This is a genomic window from Vibrio sp. D3, from assembly GCF_043995865.1.
In the GTDB taxonomy this organism is placed as follows: Bacteria; Pseudomonadota; Gammaproteobacteria; order Enterobacterales; family Vibrionaceae; genus Vibrio; species Vibrio diabolicus.
Map to the genome: position 1 here is coordinate 1,573,893 of NZ_CP171886.1, position 18,864 is coordinate 1,592,756.

Sequence of the window (18,864 nt, forward strand, 5' to 3'; positions counted from 1 at the left end):
AAATTTAGTCGCGGCAGTGGACGAGGAATACTTTGTCGACGTTAAGCAAAACCTCTTCAATGGGGATTTGAATTTGGCGCGTCCCTTCGAATCGGCCTGGTTGTTCTATCTCAATATCTGACACGATCAAAACCCGATCCGCTTGAGCGATATCGTGAGGAGTGAGCTGATTTTCTATCCCCATCGCACCTTGCGTTTCTACTTTAATTTGCACGTTATGTTTTGGCGCAGCTTTCATTAGTGCATCTGCTGCCATATAAGTATGAGCGATGCCTGTAGGGCATGCTGTCACCGCTACGATTTTCATGTTCTATCCATTTTATTTTTTGTGGATATTAGCACAGCCACCGCAGATTGAATTGATTTGAGCTGGATTAACGCAAGAGCTCTATCACAGTTTGAATCTCATGTTACATTAATCCAGTTAATGCACTTTTAGTCCTATATATCAAAGGGGAGGCACTGGTTAATCTATGCCCAAATAAAATGAGTTGGAACGCATACGAGCCAGGGGACCCTGTATCTCAAACTCACTTGGGTATATATTCGAGCGTGAATATTGGAAGGTAAAACAATGGACATCACAAACCTAATTGAGCTGGAAACGATATGTTTAGATCTAAAAGCTCAAACCAAAGATGAAGCGCTCAAAGAGCTGGTCGAGATGCTAGAGGCCGCCGGCAAGCTCAATAGTCAAAGCCAGTTCTTGGCAGATATCTGGAAACGAGAAGAGATCGGTAACACAGGATTTGATGATGGTATTGCGATCCCTCATGCCAAAAGTGATGCTGTAGCGAAACCGGCTGTCGCGGTCGGGATCAGCCGTAATGGGATTGATTATGGCGCCGAAGATGGCGAGCTGTCCGATGTGTTTTTCATGCTGGCGTCCCCAGATGGTGATGATCATCATCACATTGAAGTATTGGCACAAATTTCCACCAAAATTATCGAAGACGGCTTTGTTGAAAAGCTCAAACAGGCTCAATCGCGAGAAGAAGCACTTGAGATGCTGACTGATATTCAAACCCAATCCAATGAATTTCTCCCAACTTCTTTAGAATTTACATCAGAACCCCTGAGCCCTTGGGCGCAAAAACTTGGTCGCATTAAAGAGCACCTGCTGTTTGGCACATCCCACATGATCCCGTTTATCGTTGCGGGCGGTGTGCTGTTGTCGTTGTCGGTGATGATCTCTGGTCACGGTGGTGTACCACAAGAGGGCATTCTGGCCGATATTGCCCAAATGGGGATTGCTGGCCTGACATTGTTTACTGCCGTGCTTGGCGGTTACATTGCTTATTCCATTGCCGACAAGCCGGGCCTTGCACCGGGTATGATTGGATCTTGGATTGCGGTCAGTCATTACAATACGGGTTTTTTAGGTGCGATTGTGGTCGGCTTTTTTGCTGGCTTTGTCGTTTGGCTATTAAAGAAAATTCAGCTACCAGACAGCATGAGTTCGCTTGGCTCGATTTTTATTTATCCGCTAGTGGGGACGTTTGTTACTTGTGGCGCGGTGATGTGGGTGATAGGTGCTCCGATTGCCAGCGCAATGACCACCATGAACGAGGTGCTGACGGGCATGGCGGGCTCAGGCAAAGTAATGCTCGGAACTGTGCTTGGGGCAATGACCGCGTTTGATATGGGCGGCCCAATCAACAAAGTGGCGACGTTGTTTGCTCAAACCCAAGTGAACACGCAGCCATGGTTGATGGGCGGGGTCGGTATTGCGATTTGTACGCCGCCATTGGGTATGGCACTAGCCACGTTTTTGGCGCCGAGTAAATTCAAGCGAGATGAACGCGAAGCGGGGAAAGCCGCAGGTATTATGGGGATGATCGGTATTAGCGAAGGTGCGATTCCTTTTGCCGCTGGCGACCCTGCACGAGTATTACCCGCTATTGTGGCGGGGGGCATCGTCGGTAACGTGATTGGCTTTATGTTCCACGTAATGAACCATGCACCGTGGGGCGGTTGGATTGTTCTCCCTGTTGTGGATGGAAAAATTGGTTACATCATCGGCACGATTGCGGGCTCTGTTACCACGGCGTTGATCGTGATTGCACTAAAGAAAACCGTCACCGAAGATGAAAGCTACACAGGTCATTCTCAAGTATATGGTTCCGTTCAAGGCGAAGGTGAGGCGGATGTTTTGGCGATTACATCTTGTCCATCAGGTGTAGCACATACGTTCTTAGCGGCTAAGTCATTGGAAAAAGCGGCTTGTGCACTCGGCATTAAGATTAAAGTCGAAACCCAAGGCGCGAATGGCGTCATCAACCGAATTACCGAGAAAGACATCGAGAAAGCGAAGTTTGTGATTTTTGCTCACGATGTGGCGATTAAAGAACCGGAACGTTTTCGAAAAATCCAAGTCTTGGATGTCAGTACCAAGGATGCTATGTTGAACGCCACGGCTTTGTTGCAAGCTCGTAGAGTGTCTTAACATTTAACTTCTGAGAAATGTCTCCTCGATGACCCTGATGAATGCTTTTGGTATTTACTCCAACATCGCGGTTCGCTTTTATTTGTGCCGCGAGTGAAGGATAAATTACGAGTAATGTTTTCAATTCTTTAGTAGCATGTTACAAAACATTTCAGTCAGGTGAACTAAGGGAAGCGTGCAATGGAAAAACAACGAGTAGCATTTATTGGTTTGGGTGTTATGGGTTACCCAATGGCGGGCTATTTGAGCAAAGCGGGATATGAAACCAAAGTATACAACCGCACCAAAGCCAAAGCTGATAAATGGGCTGCAGAATACAACGGCATTGCGTGTGAGACACCGCGAGAAGCGGCAGAAGGTTGCGATATCGTATTTACTTGTGTCGGTAATGACGATGACGTGCGCAGCGTTGTATACGGTGAAGAAGGCATTCTAGTCGGTCTAAAAGCAGGCGCGGTACTGGTTGATCACACCACGACTTCCGCTGATTTAGCCGTTGAATTGGCCGATGCTTGTACCAAATATGGCAATCACTTCATTGATGCTCCGGTATCTGGTGGTCAAGCAGGCGCAGAAAATGGCGTACTAACCATCATGTGTGGTGGCGAGCAGAACATTTTTGATCGTGTGTCTCCAGCGATGGACGTATATGCAAAGCAAATGACGCTTCTGGGTGAAAATGGCCAAGGTCAACGTTGTAAAATGGTAAACCAAATCTGTATTGGTGGTGTGCTTCAAGGCTTGAGCGAAGCGTTGTTACTCGCGCAGAAATCCGGTTTGGATATTGAACAAGTAGTTGAAACACTCAAGCACGGTGCTGCCGGGTCATGGCAAATGGAAAACCGCGCCAAGACGATGGCGCAAGATAAGTTTGATTTTGGCTTCGCGATTGATTGGATGCGCAAAGACTTAGGCTTCTGTCTGCAAGAAGCAGAGCGAGTGGGTCTAGAGCTCCCACTGACTAAGAAAGTGGATGAGCAATACGCAGACCTTCAACGCGATGGTTTAGGTCGCATGGATACATCTGTTCTGATTAAAGCCGTGGCTAAGAATCAGTAGTAGATAAACAGTTCTTTAGTATCAAAGAGCTTGAAGAAATTTAAGTTGATTATAATCGTTCCCCTTGAACATTAGTGTGTGACTAACGAACTTGAATGAGGAGGTGCTTTGGGCCACCTCCTTTTTTATGTCTTCTTATCACAGCATTTGCTGGCGCAGTGTCCGTTTACTTGTTTAAGCCTAGCGCAATCTCAAGGCCTTTGCCGTAAGCTTCGTCCGCTTGGTAGGCGTGGTTAACGTGACGTTCTTTGATGAAGTCTGGCACACCATCCATTGCACGAGCGGTGTTGTCGAATAGAGTTTGACGCTGTTCTTCGCTCATCAGACGGAATAGGTCTCCCGCTTGGCTGAAGTAGTCTTCGTCTACACGGTGATCGTAATGATCAGCATTGCCGTTGATGCGTAGAGGTGGCTCAGAGTAATCTGGTTGCTCTGCCCATTCTTGTTTGCAGTTTGGCTCGTAACCTAGTGTTGAACCAAAGTTGCCATCAACGCGCATTGCGCCATCGCGGTGGTAGCTGTGTACCGGACAACGAGGCGCGTTAACTGGAATTTGGTGATGGTTTACACCTAGGCGGTAACGCTGCGCATCTCCGTATGCAAACAGACGGCCTTGCAGCATTTTGTCTGGCGAGAAGCCAATTCCAGGAACGATAGCTGCCGGGTTAAACGCGGATTGCTCAACTTCCGCATAGAAATTTTCTGGGTTACGGTTCAGTTCAAACTCGCCTACTGGGATCAATGGATAATCTTTTTGTGACCATACTTTTGTTAGATCGAACGGGTTAAAGTTCACTTCATCCGCTTCTAGCTCAGGCATGATCTGTACGTACATCTTCCATTTAGGGAAGTCTTGACGCTCAATCGCTTCGTAAAGGTCACGGTGATGGCTTTCGCGGTCTTTACCTACGATCGCTTCTGCTTCTTGGTCAGTCAGGTTTTTGATGCCTTGCTGAGTTTTAAAGTGGAATTTCACCCAGTAACGCTCGTTTTCTGCGTTGATAAAGCTGAATGTGTGGCTACCGAAGCCGTGCATATGACGGTAAGACGCAGGAATACCGCGATCACTCATAACGATCGTAACTTGGTGGAATGCTTCTGGTAGTGATGTCCAAAAATCCCAGTTGTTTGTCGAGCTGCGCATGTTTGTGCGTGGATCGCGTTTTACTGCGTGGTTTAGGTCTGGGAATTTTAGTGGGTCACGGAGGAAGAACACTGGCGTGTTGTTACCAACCAAGTCCCAGTTGCCTTCTTCGGTGTAAAACTTTAGCGCAAAACCACGGATGTCGCGCTCTGCATCGGCGGCACCGCGCTCACCCGCAACGGTTGTAAAGCGAGCAAATAGCTCGGTCTTTTTACCAATCTCCGAGAAGATCTTCGCGCGAGTGTATTTTGTGATGTCATGAGTCACAGTAAAGGTGCCGTAAGCGCCTGAGCCTTTGGCGTGCATACGACGCTCAGGAATCACTTCACGATCAAAGTGTGCCAGTTTTTCAAGGAACCAAACGTCTTGCAGTAGTTGGGGACCACGAGGACCTGCAGTCATCACATTTTGATTATGGGCGACAGGACAGCCTGCGGCGGTGGTTAATTTCTTATTTGTCATTTTTCTTTCCCTCCAGGGATCAATACCTTAGCAACTGAAGAGAAGATTATTACGGAAAAGCTGGAAGCAAAAACTGATACTGCTTATCAATTCAATAGGTGGGAACGATGATGAAAAGTAACTTAGAATCAGATTCTTAGCTGATTTTTATGATTGGTTTATTAACGTATTGGCGAAAAGGGTAAAAAGAGCACGCAGGCATTTGCATGAATTGCGCTTTGTTGACAAGGCTAACGTCGGAAATCGCCCCTTTGATATCGCTTTATTGAGCATCAAAGGGGCGGAATGATTAGGAGTACTTCACTTCAATTTGCTCAGCTTTTTCAAACGCTGGATGCGTTGCGAGTTGTTTTCCATAACGCTCAATATTCGGGAAGTGACCAGCCAAACCGAACTTATGCACGAGCTCGACAATAAATGACATCATGATGTCTGCGCCAGTTAAACGTTCTTCTACTAGGTAAGTTTTGCCTTCTAGCGATTGCTCGAAGTAACCCAGAACGTTCATCGCTTCTTTGTCAGCATAGCCTGATAGAAATTGAGTTTCGTTTGGCTCTTTGCTAATAAAGATTTTTAACAACATTGGTAAGATTGCTGAACTTTCAGCAAAGTGCATCCATTGTAGGTACTCAGTGTGCGCCTTCGTCCCACGCTCAGGAGCCAACGCACCATCACTGTACTTCTCAATCAAATATTCGGTCATCGCGCCTGATTCAATGATGAACTCGCCATCATCTTCAAGCAGGGGCGATTTACCGAGCGGATGAACGCTCTTTAGCTCAGGCGGTGCCATGAAAGTCACTTTGTCACGAATATAAGGCACGATTTCGTAATCCACATTTAGCTCTTCAAGTAACCAAATGATGCGCTTTGAGCGAGACTGATTGAGATGGTGAAGTTTAATCATTTATTTATCCCTTCCTTATAATGGGTCGTTAATCTGTACTACAAGCTTGCCGAAGTTCTTACCTTCCAACAGACCGATAAATGCTTCTGGTGCATTCTCCAGTCCTTGTACTAGATGTTCACGGTATTGGATCTTTCCTTCTGCCAACCATTGATTAATATCTTGCGCAAATTCACCGTAACGATGTCCGTAGTCATCAAAAATGATGAAGCCTTGCACCTTGATTCGTTTAGTCAGCAGCTTACCCATTAATAATGGAAGATGGTCGGTACCTTCAGGCAGTTCTGTTGCGTTGTACTGAGAAATCAAACCACAAAGTGGGATACGTGCGCTGGTATTCAGAAGTGGCATTACAGCTTCGAATACTTTGCCACCTACGTTTTCGAAGTAAACATCGATACCTTGGTCACAGGCGTTTTTCAACTGCTCTGCAAAGTCGTCAGCTTTGTGATCAATACATTCATCGAAGCCAAGGACTTCTTTGGCGTAACGGCACTTTTCTTCTCCGCCTGCAATACCAACAACTCGGCAACCTTTGATTTTGCCAATTTGACCAACGGTCGCGCCCACAGGGCCTGTCGCGGCCGCTACCACAATGGTTTCACCTAGTTTTGGCTGACCGATATCGAGCAAGCCCATATACGCGGTAAAACCTGGCATGCCAGCAACACCTAGAGCGTATGATGGGTTTTGTGGTTCTTTGCCAAGTTTAATCACCATCTCACCAGTTGAGATGGCGTAGTCTTGCCAGCCAACAGTGTATGCAAGAACCCATTCACCCGCTTCATAATCTGGGTGGTTCGATGCTTCTACCTGACAAACTGTGCCAGCGATCATTACGTCATCAACCGCAACAGGATCGGCGTATGACTCGGCATCACTCATGCGACCGCGCATGTATGGGTCGAGAGATAAGTAAACGGTTCTCAGTAGCATCTCACCATCTTGAGGAGTCGGTTTCGCCACTTCTTCTAGACGAAAGTTTTCTTTTGTTGGTGCACCGTGGGGACGTGACGCGAGTACGATTCTGCGATTTGTTGCGTTAGTCATATTTATCTCACTTATTGATTAGACCGGTCGTCTAGTTTTGATTTCAAAATATCCCGCTCATAGAGCGGGAAGGTGTATTGTGCAATCACAGGAGTTATTACCAACTGTGAAACACATGTAGGGTGTTCATCTTACTTTTACGCTACCTACTATGGGCAAGTTCGCGTGTTTTGCAGTAGATGTTGAGTATAGGTCAGACTTTGCGTTAATGCTGCCTGATCTTGATACAGTTTGTTCAGCAAGCTTGCGCCGTTCCAAAGGTAGTATATCTGCCTTGCCAATAAAGCACTGTCACCATTTGGGATAGAGCCATCTTGAATGCCTACGTCAATGCAATCCGCCATTGCTTGAATGGTTTTGTCTGCACCTTGGCGTAACGCTAGACGCATGGACTCTGAGAGATCGGAGACTTCCGCACTTAACTTGACCAACAAACATTTGTTCGCATTACATACGTCGTCTTCTACTTTGACCATTTCTTCAAAGTAGCTCATTAGGCGTTGGTAGCCATTCAGATCGGTATTGGTAAAGCGTGCGTTTAAACGCTCAAAATACTTAGTAAAGTAGTCTTGAATCATCGCTTCACCAAATTGTTCTTTGGATTTGAAGTAATGATAAAACGAGCCTTTCGGCACCGCGGCCTTTTTTAAAAGCTCTGAAAGGCCAACACTCGTAAACCCTCGGTTTACGATTAACTCGTATCCGACGTCGAGAATATGTTGGCGTGTGTCGTTCGTCTTTGCGTTCATGAAGCGTACTATAGAATGAATTAGACCAGTCGTCTAGTGTTTGTTGTGGGTTATTTGATTAGCTCGTACTCAATCACAAATAGCGTGTCGGTATTTGGGTAGATTTCTCGAATTAACTGCTTGAGTTTTGGTAGTTCGATGGCTTCTTGTTCAGCATGAAACTCATTGATATCTTCAAAGTTGAGTGGTTCTACAGAGCGTATTTTGATGTTGCAGACTTTACGATCCGTCTCTAGGGTAAAAACTTCGACCTCTGTATTTGGAACGTAGTGATTTTCTGATTCATCTCGAATCGTAATCGTTTTTTTGCCTGATGTGATCAACGGGGTTAAGAATTCAAAAAAGGTAATCTTGGTTGGGTGGGATGACATGATGTACTCGTTAGTCTGATTGTTTGGCGTAATTATATACCCAAATAACCTTGAGGTGCTTATTTCAAGAGAACGAGCGAGTGCGTAGGACGCGAATCAACTTGGCACTAAAGTAACCCGAGATAATGCCTATCCAGTTGGTACTGAGATCATCAAAACTAAATGAGCGACTTGGAATAAAAAGTTGGCTTATTTCTTCCATTGAAACGATAGCCAACAGCAGTAGCAAAAGGCGGATGCCAAAGACGTCGGCTTTACTTGAGCTTACCAAAGAGGGGAAGGTGAAGACCGATAAAAAGCCGATCAATAAACTGAAGGTAAAGTGAAGCGTACTCGATCCACCTAAGTAGGTTTCCATTTGCAGGTAAGTGGCATGGTGTAAGTCAGAGCTTTTCCATAAAGAGAGTGAAGCCGTAAGCACCAGAACGAAAACAAAACTCATCCGTGTCAATATTGAAACCATAATTAACCTATTGGAAAGAAGCCTAAGTAACGTTTTACAAAGTACAATGCTGCTAGATTCTGAATTGCCATGCCAATTGCCATCGCCCATGCTGCACCAATAACACCGAACGTTTGGCAAAGCGCAATGAGCAAGCAGATAGAGATTGTGCCGGAGGAAATTGTAATGTATTTCATGGTTCTTTCGTGACCGCTCATGAGTAATAAAAACCCTACAGAGCCAGTCGCAACATTGACTAACTGCCCTAAAGACAGGACGACTAACAGTGGCGCAGCAGCAAGAAACTCTTCACCAAAAAACCGCATCACAAACTCTGGGAATAGAGTGCAAATAATCACGGGCACAATGGCCAAACCAACGTTGGCTCGGCAAGCTAAACGGCTCAGGCTTTGCAGTTTGATCATTTGGCGTTCTTTGTAGAGAGAGGCAAACATAGGGGCGACCACAAAGTTAATGGTAATCAGCACAAAGCCAATCAGTAGTGATGTACGTTGAGCTGCAGCTAATAAACCGAGTTCCGCTGTTGAGATAAAAAAGCCCGCAATGACAAGGCTTCCCCATTGAAGAACGTTCGTGAAGATACTGCCAATCCAGACTTGCTTGGCAGAAGCGACCATTTTTTTGTTTGGTACGAAAGCCGATGTCTGATACTGACCTGAACCTAGCCAATTAACACTGGATATTACCGCGACGCTCATACTCGCCAGAAGCAGTGCGGTCATCAGATTGTTGATATTTTGCTGACCGATATAGTCCAAGCCAAAGACAAAAAAGACCATCAATATACTCACGCCAAGCTGTAAAGCAAACAGTGATGACACGACCTTTCTACATGCTTGAAGCACACGACTGTTGGTCTGTGCAAGCACCAAAAACGGTATGCAGAACAAGCCTAAAGTAATCGCATGCATTGGCGATTGGGTCTGATTTAGCTGTTCAGGAAACAGATTAAATCCTACCAACAAAACGGCAATGGCTAGCAAGCAAAACGCCATACTTCGATAAAGTGCCGTTTTATAGTTGTGGCTTTGTTGAAGTGTCTCTTTGTTGTTAAAGGCGATCGCATTGTAGCGAACTAATGAGACATCAAAACCTAGCTGAGAAACGATCGCGAGTAGTGAGACTAGGTTGAATAAAAAGAAAAATTGACCGGAAGTCGAAGCGTCACTGGCCTTCGATACAATCAGTGTCAGTAAAAAAGCAAATAGCGCACTCAACACACGCGTGATTGCGGTTTTCAATCCAGTAGATAGCAAGCTTTTTTTACCGCTGGGCATCAACAGTAATTTTTGTTGAATAGTGTGAAACATAGAGGTATTTAACCGTAAATATTATTGAGTGCGAGGCGCTGTTTTTCTTCACTGAAGGCGTCGTTTAACGCTGTTGTATATTGGCAAAAATCGATTTCATCATAATGATTGACACAGTACGCGATCTGCTTGGCCATTTCTTCAGGTGTTAGCGCTAAAAATGGGTAGTTGAGATCTTTGGTCGCGCCGATAGTTCGAATTACCATAGGAAGGTGTAATTTGGCTGCTTCTAGAATAGTTAACGGCATCCCTTCCCATGCTGCAGTATGTAAGTAAAGGTCTGAACCCTTGAGCTTTTTAACCACTTCATCACGAGGCAACATGCCAGTCACATCCACATTTTCTGTACGCAATTTTTGTTCGAGTGTGTGGTCACCGCCACCTATCCAAGTGATATCTAATGGGCAGTTAAGCGCATATCGATTAAGGTGTTGCAATGTGTCGATGAGAAATTGCGGATCCTTTTGGGGCGCGACACGACCAAGCACAACAAGTCGCAGCGCTTCTTGTCTGTTTCGCAATAAACGCTCTTCACTTTGATAGGACACGTAGTTGTTGAGCAGTTCAGCACGTTTCGCGCCAATACTAATCGCCAAGTCACATTCTCGTTGGCTACAGCCTGCCACCACATCAATTTTGCTTAGTTTTACTTTCTCTAGCGCTCTATAGAGCTGGCGCGCGAATTCGGAGATATCTTCACGTTCGAAAGCATAACAGTGCGGCGTATAAACCAAGCGTGCCTTACCAAGCTGTAGAAATCGGCCGAGAAATCCCGCTTTACTCGAGTGCAAATGCACGACGTCGGGAGCAAGTGATGCAATCATGTGGTTTGCATCGCGAACAAATTGAAGTAAGCCGCCTTCCACCCATTTGGTCTGTGTGAAAATATGATGGTTGTTTTCATTGGTTAAGTCGTTTTCTCGAGCTCTGGCTAGCAAGAAATGTTGATAGGGTTCGTCTCGAGAGGAGTGAGCATAACTATAGAGGGCGGTTTGAACGCCACCTCCGAAGGCTTCTGTAATATGGAGCACTTTTTTCATGATGATTTTGTTCCTGGTGTCTGCATCCATTTATGTTTGAAAGCATCACGCTCTTGTTCTGAATAAACGTGGCGATATAAGGGAAGATCGTACATATAGAACAGCTTTGAAAAGTCGTAGTGATGCTTAAAGTGCTGGTGGATATTGGAGTACCACTTGTTTTTCGCTTCATTGCTGTTTTTCAGCACGAAGTCTTGCAGCCCGAGAAACTCACCAATTTCTTTATCGAGAGAGCTGAGCTTTTCGCATTTGATTAGCATGACGTTGGCTTGCTCGTTCTTGAATGTGAAGAAAGGTTGAGTGTTGTCCAGTTCTTGGCGCATCACATCGATATTGAAATTACGCTTTAACTCGTTGTCGAACCAGTTCGCAAAATAGTTGAGATTGATATAGTTATCGAAACAATGTTCGAGGTGCTGATACGTGACTGCCATATCTCGGTGAATTGCATCATTCTTTTTGCCTTCGATAAATTGCAAATGGAGGTCTTGAAAGAAACGAGAAAAGACAGTTGCGATTGGATCACGGACCAGTGTGACGATTTTGATCTGTTCGCGTTTTTGTAAGATACGTTTTCGTTGCTTGAGCACTAAGCGGTAGAGCGCACGGTTTTTGAAATCGAAAAATTTACTCACGTCTTTTTTATTGTGATACATGTGAAATTCTTCGTGATCATCAAAGGTGTGGATGTGATAGCTTGGGATATTTCTTTCTCCCAGCGTGTGCTCAATTGACGATGAGCCAACTTTGCCCATTTGGTAAACTAAAACAAAATTGTCAGCTTGGAGTTCTCGGTTCTTTTCAAATTGTCGAGAGATTGAATACTTCATCTATCCTATCCTTGATTATTCAAATTCGTGGTGATGGTTTACCGGAAAAGTATGAGCAATGGTGTTGACCTTTGACTCGCGGCTCATGCTTATCATGACGGGTAATAAGAGTATTAAAATGATGGTGGTATTTACCGCAACGAAGAACACCATGATGAGGGCGTATATCGCGAGTAAGAGGCTTTTCCTGTTGTCATTGAGACTACGGAAGCAAAAGCGAATAAAAAGAAAATAACCACCAAATAATAGGGCGATACCGAGCAACCCGTATTCAATTGCGGTATCTAACACAAAGTTGTGGGTGTAGATCGCCAGCTCATCATAGTTAAAGTAACTGATCATAAAGTTGGGCAGCATCTTCGCGCCGACACCTAAAATAGGGTGTTGAAGTAAAATATCTAACCCATTGGCAAGTAAGAGTTTTCTATGAAGGTTCGACACCCAGCGAGCTTCACTTTGGTTGGCAAATAAGACGTCTTCTTGGGTTATTTCCAATGTGTCTGCTAACGTTTCAAACCCAACATAGAGTGTAGTTGCGACGGCAGTGAACACCATAAAGCTTAAGGCCAATAAAATGGTCCACGTATACGTTTCATTAAGCGATTTTCTCATCAGGTTTTTTACGAGCAGCTGGTCAAAGAAGAAAAGCAGACAAAAACCAAGTAGTGCTTTTCTTTCTTGCGACAACACCAGTAATACCAAAGCAACGAGCATCAAAAGGTGGAAAGCGCGAATTTTATCCCGATAAAGGTACAGTAGTGAGCAAAGTATACCGAACCCGTATTTACTTACCCCGAGTAACTTAAACCCGCTTTGATAGCCTTGAGCAAAGTGCCATAAGGCAACGAGCGTACAGATGAAAAACAGCAGATAAGTGAAATAAACCATTACCCATTCATCATCAAACACGCCATAGGCGTACATTAGGCTAAGCAAGCAGAGAATCGCCAGCCATTGCACGGTTTCTATAACTAGCGGCATTAGGGGGACGCGATTTAGCAGGCCATTTAAGAACACATACCCAGTGAACAATACGAGGAACCCCATGCAGGGATGCATGAGTTTTTCAGCTTTTCCTTCCAATACCACTAACGCTGTAAAACCAATGGACAAAAGACTTACGATGTCTGATGGTGCTAGTGCTATTCCTCCAGCACGAAACTTCATAGGAATAAAGAACAATGCTAATAGGCATGCTGCAAACCATGAGGCTCGATGGCTCGATGGCGCGGAGCTATTTGTTGGTGCAAAGCTGCTGGTAGATTCCATAGTAACCTTCACGAAATTTATCGATGGTGTAGAGAGAGGCCCTATTGACTGAGTATTGACTTGCAGCGTCATACCGCTCAACACTTTCACACAGCTGGAGCACTTTCTGGCTCAGCTCATTTGAGTTACCAACCTGAAATAAATATTCGGCACGTCCGGTGACGTCATCCAAACCGGGTACGTCCGATGATAATACGGGTAAGCCTGCTGCCATGGCCTCAACCGCCGCCAAGCCAAAGCCTTCGACATGCGATGATTGCACGTAAATGTCCATGTCGTTCAAAAACGCTGGAACATCAGAAACTACCCCATGAAAGTGAACACGTTGCGTGACGTTGAGCTTTGTTGCCAATGCTTGCAGTGGCGATTTTTTTTCGCCATCTCCAGCAAGATGGAGCTCGTATCGTCTTGGTAAATGGACAAGTGCTTGGATAAGCGTTTCATGATCTTTATGTTGGTGAAGTCGGCCCACCATGCCAATCTTGATGACTGGTTTGTCGATCAGGTGGCTGGCGCACTTCGGCATCATAGGAAACCTTTTTAAATCAACGCCATTGTGCACCACGTGATATTTATGTTGGTAGCGAGGCATGAACTTCACCAGTTCATCTTGTACTTTTTCACTAATACTGACCGTCAAGTCGTGGCCCCAATACAAGACATATTCCATGAACTTAAACAACGGATAGTCACGTCGACGGTTGTAAGAGCAGTGCTCAGTCTGGATTCGTTTTTTACCTACCGCCAATAGCGCTAGATAAATGGAAGGGTAGAGGTGCCCGTGAACGACATGCGGCCAACGTAGCAAACAGTATTTCTCACTCAATGACAAAGTGCGCCAGTTAAAACACTCTATCCCTTGGGCGGATAGCGTTGGTAAGTAATCATTTTCATCACACAAGACCAAAATTTTGATTTCGTATTCAGGCTTATGTTCTAAAACAAGGTCGACTAAGAACTTCTGAGCACCGCCGTTCTGAGAAAGATCATTAATAATATGTAGAATCTTGGTTTTCATGATTAATTGGTCAGATATTGCTGTTTAAGGTCGGTGATTTCTGCATTTGAGAAAAAGTGCTTCGTCAATTTAGAATTCAGCATTTCTTCAACGTACTCGGGTGTAGGTTGAAATTGCGTTTTGAATTCTTTCATTAGTGGCGAGTACCATTTGTTGTCTGACTGATTTTCATAAACGACATCCACGGGGTAACCTAAAAAGCCTTCGACTGCGGAGTTAGCCTGCTTTAGCTTGTCACTTCGAATGACCAACAGTGAAAAGTTATTGTTATGGTATGTCTGATAGCCTACTTCGTGATTAAAAGGTTCGTTAAACACATCAATCCCTGTTAGTTGTTTGATTTCGTTGTCAAACCACTGCAGCGCATATTGATGATTCATGTGCTTATCAAATGCCTCTTGGAGTAACTGCGGACGTTCGGTACGTATTGCGCTGTCATCCTTTAGATATTTGTCCGCCATCCAAAAAGGAAGTGCTTGAAAGAACATTGAGACATTTCGTCCGATCGGTTCACGCACCAGCGAGATGATTCGAACTTTTTTCTTGCGCTTTAACATGTGGCTCATCGTTATACGCTTTAGTTGTCGCTTTAACGCATTGATCTGAGGCTTATGCAATTGCGCTCTAACGGGAGATATTTGTTTTTGCGCATCGACGGTCATAAGGTCGTGCAAGTGAATCGAGTTAGGAATGGAATGCTCTAATGCACTCGAACCTACTTTGCCCATTTGATAGATCAATACCGGCTGTTCTTCGCTTTTCAAGGTTTGGTACCAAGATAGGTTTACGTTAGTAGGCGTATTTCTGGACATAAAGCGTCTCTCCTTCCTTGGCCTTGGCTTGTGTGATTAAGACGCCAAGAGATGGAACTGAGTGTTGTATTTGTTTAGATAACGCAAGGTTAACCAGTGATGATTTTGTTGATTCTGAGCGAATGACGGTAATCAGACCATTGGCATATTGACCAAGAATAAGTGCGTCACTCACTGACAGTAGGGGCGGTGTATCGATAATGATCCGGTCATACTTATTTTGAAAATGTTCGAGCAACTTTTTAAAGCGATCAGAAGCCAGTAATTCCTGTGGGTTTGGCGGAATTAGGCCGGCCGATAATACATCTAAGTTGGCTTCTTTTATATGTGTAACACAATCTTTGATTGGCGTATCCATCGTCAGGATATGCGTTAAGCCAGGGCTTGATTCAGCAATACCGAATCGCTTTGCGATGGAAGGTCGACGTAAATCGCAGTCGATGATCAATACCTTTTCCATTTTTGAAAACGACACCGCCATATTGATACTGGTTGATGTTTTTCCTTCTTCTGGAATAGCAGAGGTAAAGGGCAATATCTTTTGCTTCGTGTTGGTTAATCTGAGCAGAAGCGAGGTTCTGACCGAGCGGCAAGCTTCACTAAATAGCTTTTCTTCATCATCTAAATACGCGGTATAACTGACGCCGTTTTTACGCAAATTGCGTTTTTTGACCATAGGAATCACACCTAAACACGTAACACCAAGTTTTTCCTGCACATCGGCTGTGCTTCGGATAACTTCTCGCATCGTTTCTAAGATGATGACCAGAGCGCAAGCAATGGCAAAGCCAAAAAAGGTGGCAATCAGTACCAGTTTGATTCGTTGTGGTGCCACCGGGAATAGAGGAATGATGGCTTTATCAGTAAAGCGAGCCGTGACATTCTTGTAGTCGCTGGTGGCGTTGGTCTCTTTCTCACGATTTAAGAACGCTTCATAGAGTGCCTTATTGGATTCAACCTCGCGTTTTAACTGTTCGTAACGCGCTTTTTGTGACCCTAACGATTGGAAGTCTGACTTTTTGTTATCGAGTTCTGCTCGAAGCATGTCCTCTTGCGCTTTTGCAGCAAGAAGGTCTTGTTGCTTACTGAAGGAAATGTCACGGATGAGTTGCTGGGTTCTTGATTGAATTTCAGCAAGCTGTGCTTTCGCCTGAATCATTCGATCATGCTTAGGTCCGTAGCGCTGTGCCAGTTCAGAGAGATTTTTGGCTGCCTGTGCTTCCGACAATTTTAGATCGCGGATTTGCGCTTGATTAGCGAATTCATCAATTGACAGCAAGCTGTCTAAACTTTGTGAGGATTTACGTCTTAACAGTTGGATTAACGTCTGTGCTTCAATACGCTTATTAACAGCGACATTTAGCTTTCGAGTGAGTTCTTCTAGCTCATTTGCGTAAATTTCATCAATACCGTTTATATCGATCAACCCTTCTTTTAACAAGAACTCTTGCAGCGCTTGCTCAGAGTTACGTAATCGCTCCTCCAATTTTTGTGAGTTATTTGTCAACCAAGTAGCCGCATTTTGTGTAACGACCAATTTGGCTTCAAAATTTGCGTCAATGTAGGCTTGGCCGACCGCGTTAGCGATTGTCGTAGCAAGCTTAGGATCGGTAGAACGAAAGCGAATTCTGACTAATTGGGTGTTACGTACTGGCTCAATATCGAGTTTACTTCTGAAAGCTTGAAGTGCCTGATAATAGGACTCTGAAAACTGGGCAGTTTCTTTTGGGCTTGGAGCCACATTCAGTAGGTCTTGAACAAAAGTGATCGACTTTATTTGGTCGATCTTTTGATTTAATCCACCTGAGCGTGTGAACTCCGGTAGTTGAGTTAGGTTCAGCTCTCTAATGACCTTATCTGCAATATGATTCGATTTTAAAATAGCGATTTGCGTTTGAAAGTACTCTTTTTTTGTTGTGTCGACACCATATACTTCCTCGATTGAAAGGGCACTTTTTTGCTCTTCTTGGATGAGTAGCGTTGCTGTAGCTTGGTATATCGATGCTTTGGAGTAGATATACCAAGTACAAGTTAATGAAAACAGAAGCGTGAAAGCTGCGATGCTTAGCCAATTCTTTTTAATCGCTTTAAAGTGATGACCAAAACGAATCAGTTCTACTTTGTTCATCTGGAGATTATTTGGATGAGTCCCGTTCATTTGATTCCCTGTCACTTAAAAGAAGCTCTGGTCAATAAATACAATGTCACCAGGTTCAACGTTGCGGTGCATACTGACACCCTCTATCGTTTGACCCGTTTTATGTTTGGTGAGGTTAATGCCTTTGCGTGAGGCTCGGTCGGTCAAGCCACCCGCTAAAGCGATGGCCTTCTCTATGGTTAACCCTGGACGGTACTCAAATCCACCTGGTTTCCTGACTTCGCCATTAACGTAAAACAGACGAAAGTTATTGATAGTGACCATCACTTTTGGGTTGATGAGATAATCGCCTTTTAAGCCCGTTTCTATTTCGTACTTGAGTTGTTTCGGTGTTTTTTTGATTGCTTTGATTCGGCCAAGGTAGGGGTAATCAAAATAGCCATCTGACGTTATTAGAATATTTTTAATCGTAAGATCTTCTTCACCATAGACCTGCACGGAAATGGTATCGCCAGTATCGAGTAAGTAATCTTCCTCGTTTGAGTCAGCGTTTACCAAGGTGCTAAATAGCAATAACGCGACGCTCATGAATGTGATGAATGACTTCATTAATAATCCTTGTTACAGAGAAAACTGTGCGCTTAAAGTCCAAATGTTCTGTTCGAAGCTATAACCTGGTCGGTTAGAGGTTTTATCTTGGTATTGCCAGTCGGCTTGCAGCTGTATCCAGCGTTTAATTTGATAATCGATACCAAAAGATAGGGTGTAGCGATCGTCGTTTCTGGAGATTCCCGTGTAATCATCTTGTTGATAAATAGCACCTAAGCGAGTTGCAAGGTAACTATTCCAATCGTGCTTGAGGTTCAGTCGATAACGAGTTTGTAGGTTGTAATCACCATCTTGATCTGGGTTAACTGCCGCTTGAGTGGTTTTCACGCTGACTAGAGTTTGTTCTTGAGGCAGCCATTCAAAGCCGATATCCCAACTGAAGCCTTTAAATGTCTCTCGTTGAGCGCTGTCAAAATCTTTGATTTGATAACCGAGTCGAGCGATGCCTTTGGTTTTTCCCGTTACTTCCCATTCGGCACCGGTGTAATAGAAACTGGTGTTGTTATCTTTGGATGGTTGCGCAGAATTTCGGTGCTGATAGTCGGTTACTATTTGTTTTGTCCCAACCAACCAATAGGTTCTTGGCGTCGCCCTTAAATAGAATTCCAAGTGTGCATTGGGAGCTCGAAAATCGTTGTATTTCGTTTTAGCGTTTGGGCGCCCAGGTAATCCGTCACGGTAGTTTTGATAGGTTTTATCACTGTAGCCTAAACCGAATTCGAGTCTGCCTTTTGCACCGTTAGAGCCAAAGACATAATTGGTTTTGATATCGTTACGGTTGAACTCAATTGGTGAGTCTATTGCGCTACCATTACCTTCGGTAATGTCTTCCCCTCTAATTTCATGCTGGGCGCGAAAACGATAATCAACCACTAAACGATGACGATGATTGAACTCAAAAAAGTTGGAAAACTGAAAGGTATGATCGTCGAAGTCGTTGCGGTCATCGGATGAAAAACCTGCTTTCAACTTGTACAAAATATCTGCGCGATAGCGATTCCTTTCTATACGTGCTAATAAGCTTGGCTCTATACCCCAAATATTGACCGATTCTACATTGCCGGATTCCTCCGCTTTGTTGATGTTGTCATCGCCCTCGTAGAAAGTTCTTACGAGGGGAATAAACTCAATGCCAGACTCGGTTTGGTAAGCCATCGGTTCTGCGAGTAAGCCAGTTGAAAACAGACTCAATGCTATTGCCATTGTCAGTTTCTTCATAGTCTCAAC

General features: G+C 44.5%; 18 protein-coding genes. 2 read left to right on the forward strand and 16 right to left on the reverse strand.

The window, feature by feature from the left end:
* Positions 1-4: 4 nt before the first annotated feature.
* The gene (locus tag ACHFJ9_RS06845; RefSeq protein WP_006742227.1) at positions 5-307 is read right to left on the reverse strand and encodes a PTS fructose transporter subunit IIB; all 303 of its coding nucleotides are present in this window, start codon (positions 305-307) and stop codon (positions 5-7) included.
* 267 nt (positions 308-574) lie between these two features.
* Between ACHFJ9_RS06845 and ACHFJ9_RS06850 the strand changes: the two genes are divergently transcribed.
* Both ACHFJ9_RS06850 and ACHFJ9_RS06855 read left to right on the forward strand, forming a co-directional pair.
* Entirely contained in the window at positions 575-2,446 is a 1,872-nt protein-coding gene (locus tag ACHFJ9_RS06850) for a fructose-specific PTS transporter subunit EIIC (protein ID WP_395354406.1), read from the forward strand.
* A 180-nt stretch (positions 2,447-2,626) separates the two neighbouring features.
* Positions 2,627-3,505, forward strand: a complete 879-nt coding sequence (locus ACHFJ9_RS06855) for an NAD(P)-dependent oxidoreductase (RefSeq protein WP_085344112.1) — start codon at positions 2,627-2,629, stop codon at positions 3,503-3,505.
* 166 nt (positions 3,506-3,671) lie between these two features.
* Here ACHFJ9_RS06855 and ACHFJ9_RS06860 read toward each other — a convergent pair whose 3' ends face one another.
* From ACHFJ9_RS06860 to ACHFJ9_RS06930, 15 genes are all read right to left on the reverse strand, one after another.
* Positions 3,672-5,111, reverse strand: coding sequence for a catalase (locus tag ACHFJ9_RS06860; RefSeq protein ID WP_395354408.1), 1,440 nt, complete (start codon positions 5,109-5,111; stop codon positions 3,672-3,674).
* 289 nt (positions 5,112-5,400) lie between these two features.
* Positions 5,401-6,018: a glutathione S-transferase family protein gene (locus ACHFJ9_RS06865; protein ID WP_395354411.1), complete on the reverse strand. Its 618-nt coding sequence runs from the start codon at positions 6,016-6,018 to the stop codon at positions 5,401-5,403.
* Positions 6,019-6,033: 15 nt separating this feature from the next.
* Entirely contained in the window at positions 6,034-7,068 is a 1,035-nt protein-coding gene (locus ACHFJ9_RS06870; protein ID WP_258460315.1) for an NADP-dependent oxidoreductase, read from the reverse strand.
* A gap of 149 nt (positions 7,069-7,217) precedes the next feature.
* Entirely contained in the window at positions 7,218-7,817 is a 600-nt protein-coding gene (locus tag ACHFJ9_RS06875) for a TetR/AcrR family transcriptional regulator (protein ID WP_006742221.1), read from the reverse strand.
* A 50-nt stretch (positions 7,818-7,867) separates the two neighbouring features.
* Positions 7,868-8,188, reverse strand: a complete 321-nt coding sequence (gene yqfB / locus ACHFJ9_RS06880) for a N(4)-acetylcytidine aminohydrolase (RefSeq protein WP_395354414.1) — start codon at positions 8,186-8,188, stop codon at positions 7,868-7,870.
* A 64-nt stretch (positions 8,189-8,252) separates the two neighbouring features.
* On the reverse strand, positions 8,253-8,651 hold the full coding sequence (locus ACHFJ9_RS06885; RefSeq protein ID WP_074189855.1) for a VanZ family protein: 399 nt from the start codon (positions 8,649-8,651) through the stop codon (positions 8,253-8,255).
* Between the two features lie 2 nt (positions 8,652-8,653).
* Entirely contained in the window at positions 8,654-9,961 is a 1,308-nt protein-coding gene (locus ACHFJ9_RS06890) for an oligosaccharide flippase family protein (RefSeq protein WP_182018236.1), read from the reverse strand.
* Positions 9,962-9,969: 8 nt separating this feature from the next.
* Positions 9,970-11,001: a glycosyltransferase family 4 protein gene (locus tag ACHFJ9_RS06895; RefSeq protein WP_395354417.1), complete on the reverse strand. Its 1,032-nt coding sequence runs from the start codon at positions 10,999-11,001 to the stop codon at positions 9,970-9,972.
* Entirely contained in the window at positions 10,998-11,831 is an 834-nt protein-coding gene (locus ACHFJ9_RS06900; protein ID WP_047008449.1) for a putative capsular polysaccharide synthesis family protein, read from the reverse strand. Before ACHFJ9_RS06900 ends, ACHFJ9_RS06895 begins: the two co-directional genes overlap by 4 nt.
* 15 nt (positions 11,832-11,846) lie before the next feature.
* The gene (locus ACHFJ9_RS06905) at positions 11,847-13,100 is read right to left on the reverse strand and encodes an O-antigen ligase family protein (RefSeq protein WP_395354419.1); all 1,254 of its coding nucleotides are present in this window, start codon (positions 13,098-13,100) and stop codon (positions 11,847-11,849) included.
* Complete coding sequence (locus ACHFJ9_RS06910; RefSeq protein ID WP_006742216.1) at positions 13,066-14,118, reverse strand: glycosyltransferase; 1,053 nt, start codon at positions 14,116-14,118, stop codon at positions 13,066-13,068. The genes ACHFJ9_RS06905 and ACHFJ9_RS06910 overlap by 35 nt, the downstream gene beginning before the upstream one ends.
* 2 nt (positions 14,119-14,120) lie before the next feature.
* Positions 14,121-14,930: a putative capsular polysaccharide synthesis family protein gene (locus tag ACHFJ9_RS06915; protein WP_253657921.1), complete on the reverse strand. Its 810-nt coding sequence runs from the start codon at positions 14,928-14,930 to the stop codon at positions 14,121-14,123.
* Positions 14,908-17,088, reverse strand: a complete 2,181-nt coding sequence (locus tag ACHFJ9_RS06920) for a GumC family protein (RefSeq protein ID WP_395354422.1) — start codon at positions 17,086-17,088, stop codon at positions 14,908-14,910. Before ACHFJ9_RS06920 ends, ACHFJ9_RS06915 begins: the two co-directional genes overlap by 23 nt.
* A 15-nt stretch (positions 17,089-17,103) precedes the next feature.
* On the reverse strand, positions 17,104-17,637 hold the full coding sequence (locus ACHFJ9_RS06925; protein WP_048625325.1) for a polysaccharide biosynthesis/export family protein: 534 nt from the start codon (positions 17,635-17,637) through the stop codon (positions 17,104-17,106).
* A gap of 12 nt (positions 17,638-17,649) precedes the next feature.
* The gene (locus ACHFJ9_RS06930) at positions 17,650-18,855 is read right to left on the reverse strand and encodes an outer membrane beta-barrel protein (protein ID WP_253657923.1); all 1,206 of its coding nucleotides are present in this window, start codon (positions 18,853-18,855) and stop codon (positions 17,650-17,652) included.
* Positions 18,856-18,864: the final 9 nt, after the last annotated feature.

Coding starts and splice junctions, on each gene's coding strand:
- ACHFJ9_RS06845 (WP_006742227.1), bottom strand. CDS start 307: ATGAAAATCGTAGCGGTGACAGCATGCCCTACAGGCATCGCTCATACT.
- ACHFJ9_RS06910 (WP_006742216.1), bottom strand. CDS start 14,118: ATGAAAACCAAGATTCTACATATTATTAATGATCTTTCTCAGAACGGC.
- ACHFJ9_RS06860 (WP_395354408.1), bottom strand. CDS start 5,111: ATGACAAATAAGAAATTAACCACCGCCGCAGGCTGTCCTGTCGCCCAT.
- ACHFJ9_RS06915 (WP_253657921.1), bottom strand. CDS start 14,930: ATGTCCAGAAATACGCCTACTAACGTAAACCTATCTTGGTACCAAACC.
- ACHFJ9_RS06870 (WP_258460315.1), bottom strand. CDS start 7,068: ATGACTAACGCAACAAATCGCAGAATCGTACTCGCGTCACGTCCCCAC.
- ACHFJ9_RS06920 (WP_395354422.1), bottom strand. CDS start 17,088: ATGAACGGGACTCATCCAAATAATCTCCAGATGAACAAAGTAGAACTG.
- ACHFJ9_RS06900 (WP_047008449.1), bottom strand. CDS start 11,831: ATGAAGTATTCAATCTCTCGACAATTTGAAAAGAACCGAGAACTCCAA.
- ACHFJ9_RS06925 (WP_048625325.1), bottom strand. CDS start 17,637: ATGAAGTCATTCATCACATTCATGAGCGTCGCGTTATTGCTATTTAGC.
- yqfB (WP_395354414.1), bottom strand. CDS start 8,188: ATGTCATCCCACCCAACCAAGATTACCTTTTTTGAATTCTTAACCCCG.
- ACHFJ9_RS06885 (WP_074189855.1), bottom strand. CDS start 8,651: ATGGTTTCAATATTGACACGGATGAGTTTTGTTTTCGTTCTGGTGCTT.
- ACHFJ9_RS06890 (WP_182018236.1), bottom strand. CDS start 9,961: ATGTTTCACACTATTCAACAAAAATTACTGTTGATGCCCAGCGGTAAA.
- ACHFJ9_RS06930 (WP_253657923.1), bottom strand. CDS start 18,855: ATGAAGAAACTGACAATGGCAATAGCATTGAGTCTGTTTTCAACTGGC.
- ACHFJ9_RS06905 (WP_395354419.1), bottom strand. CDS start 13,100: ATGGAATCTACCAGCAGCTTTGCACCAACAAATAGCTCCGCGCCATCG.
- ACHFJ9_RS06865 (WP_395354411.1), bottom strand. CDS start 6,018: ATGATTAAACTTCACCATCTCAATCAGTCTCGCTCAAAGCGCATCATT.
- ACHFJ9_RS06850 (WP_395354406.1), top strand. CDS start 575: ATGGACATCACAAACCTAATTGAGCTGGAAACGATATGTTTAGATCTA.
- ACHFJ9_RS06875 (WP_006742221.1), bottom strand. CDS start 7,817: ATGAACGCAAAGACGAACGACACACGCCAACATATTCTCGACGTCGGA.
- ACHFJ9_RS06855 (WP_085344112.1), top strand. CDS start 2,627: ATGGAAAAACAACGAGTAGCATTTATTGGTTTGGGTGTTATGGGTTAC.
- ACHFJ9_RS06895 (WP_395354417.1), bottom strand. CDS start 11,001: ATGAAAAAAGTGCTCCATATTACAGAAGCCTTCGGAGGTGGCGTTCAA.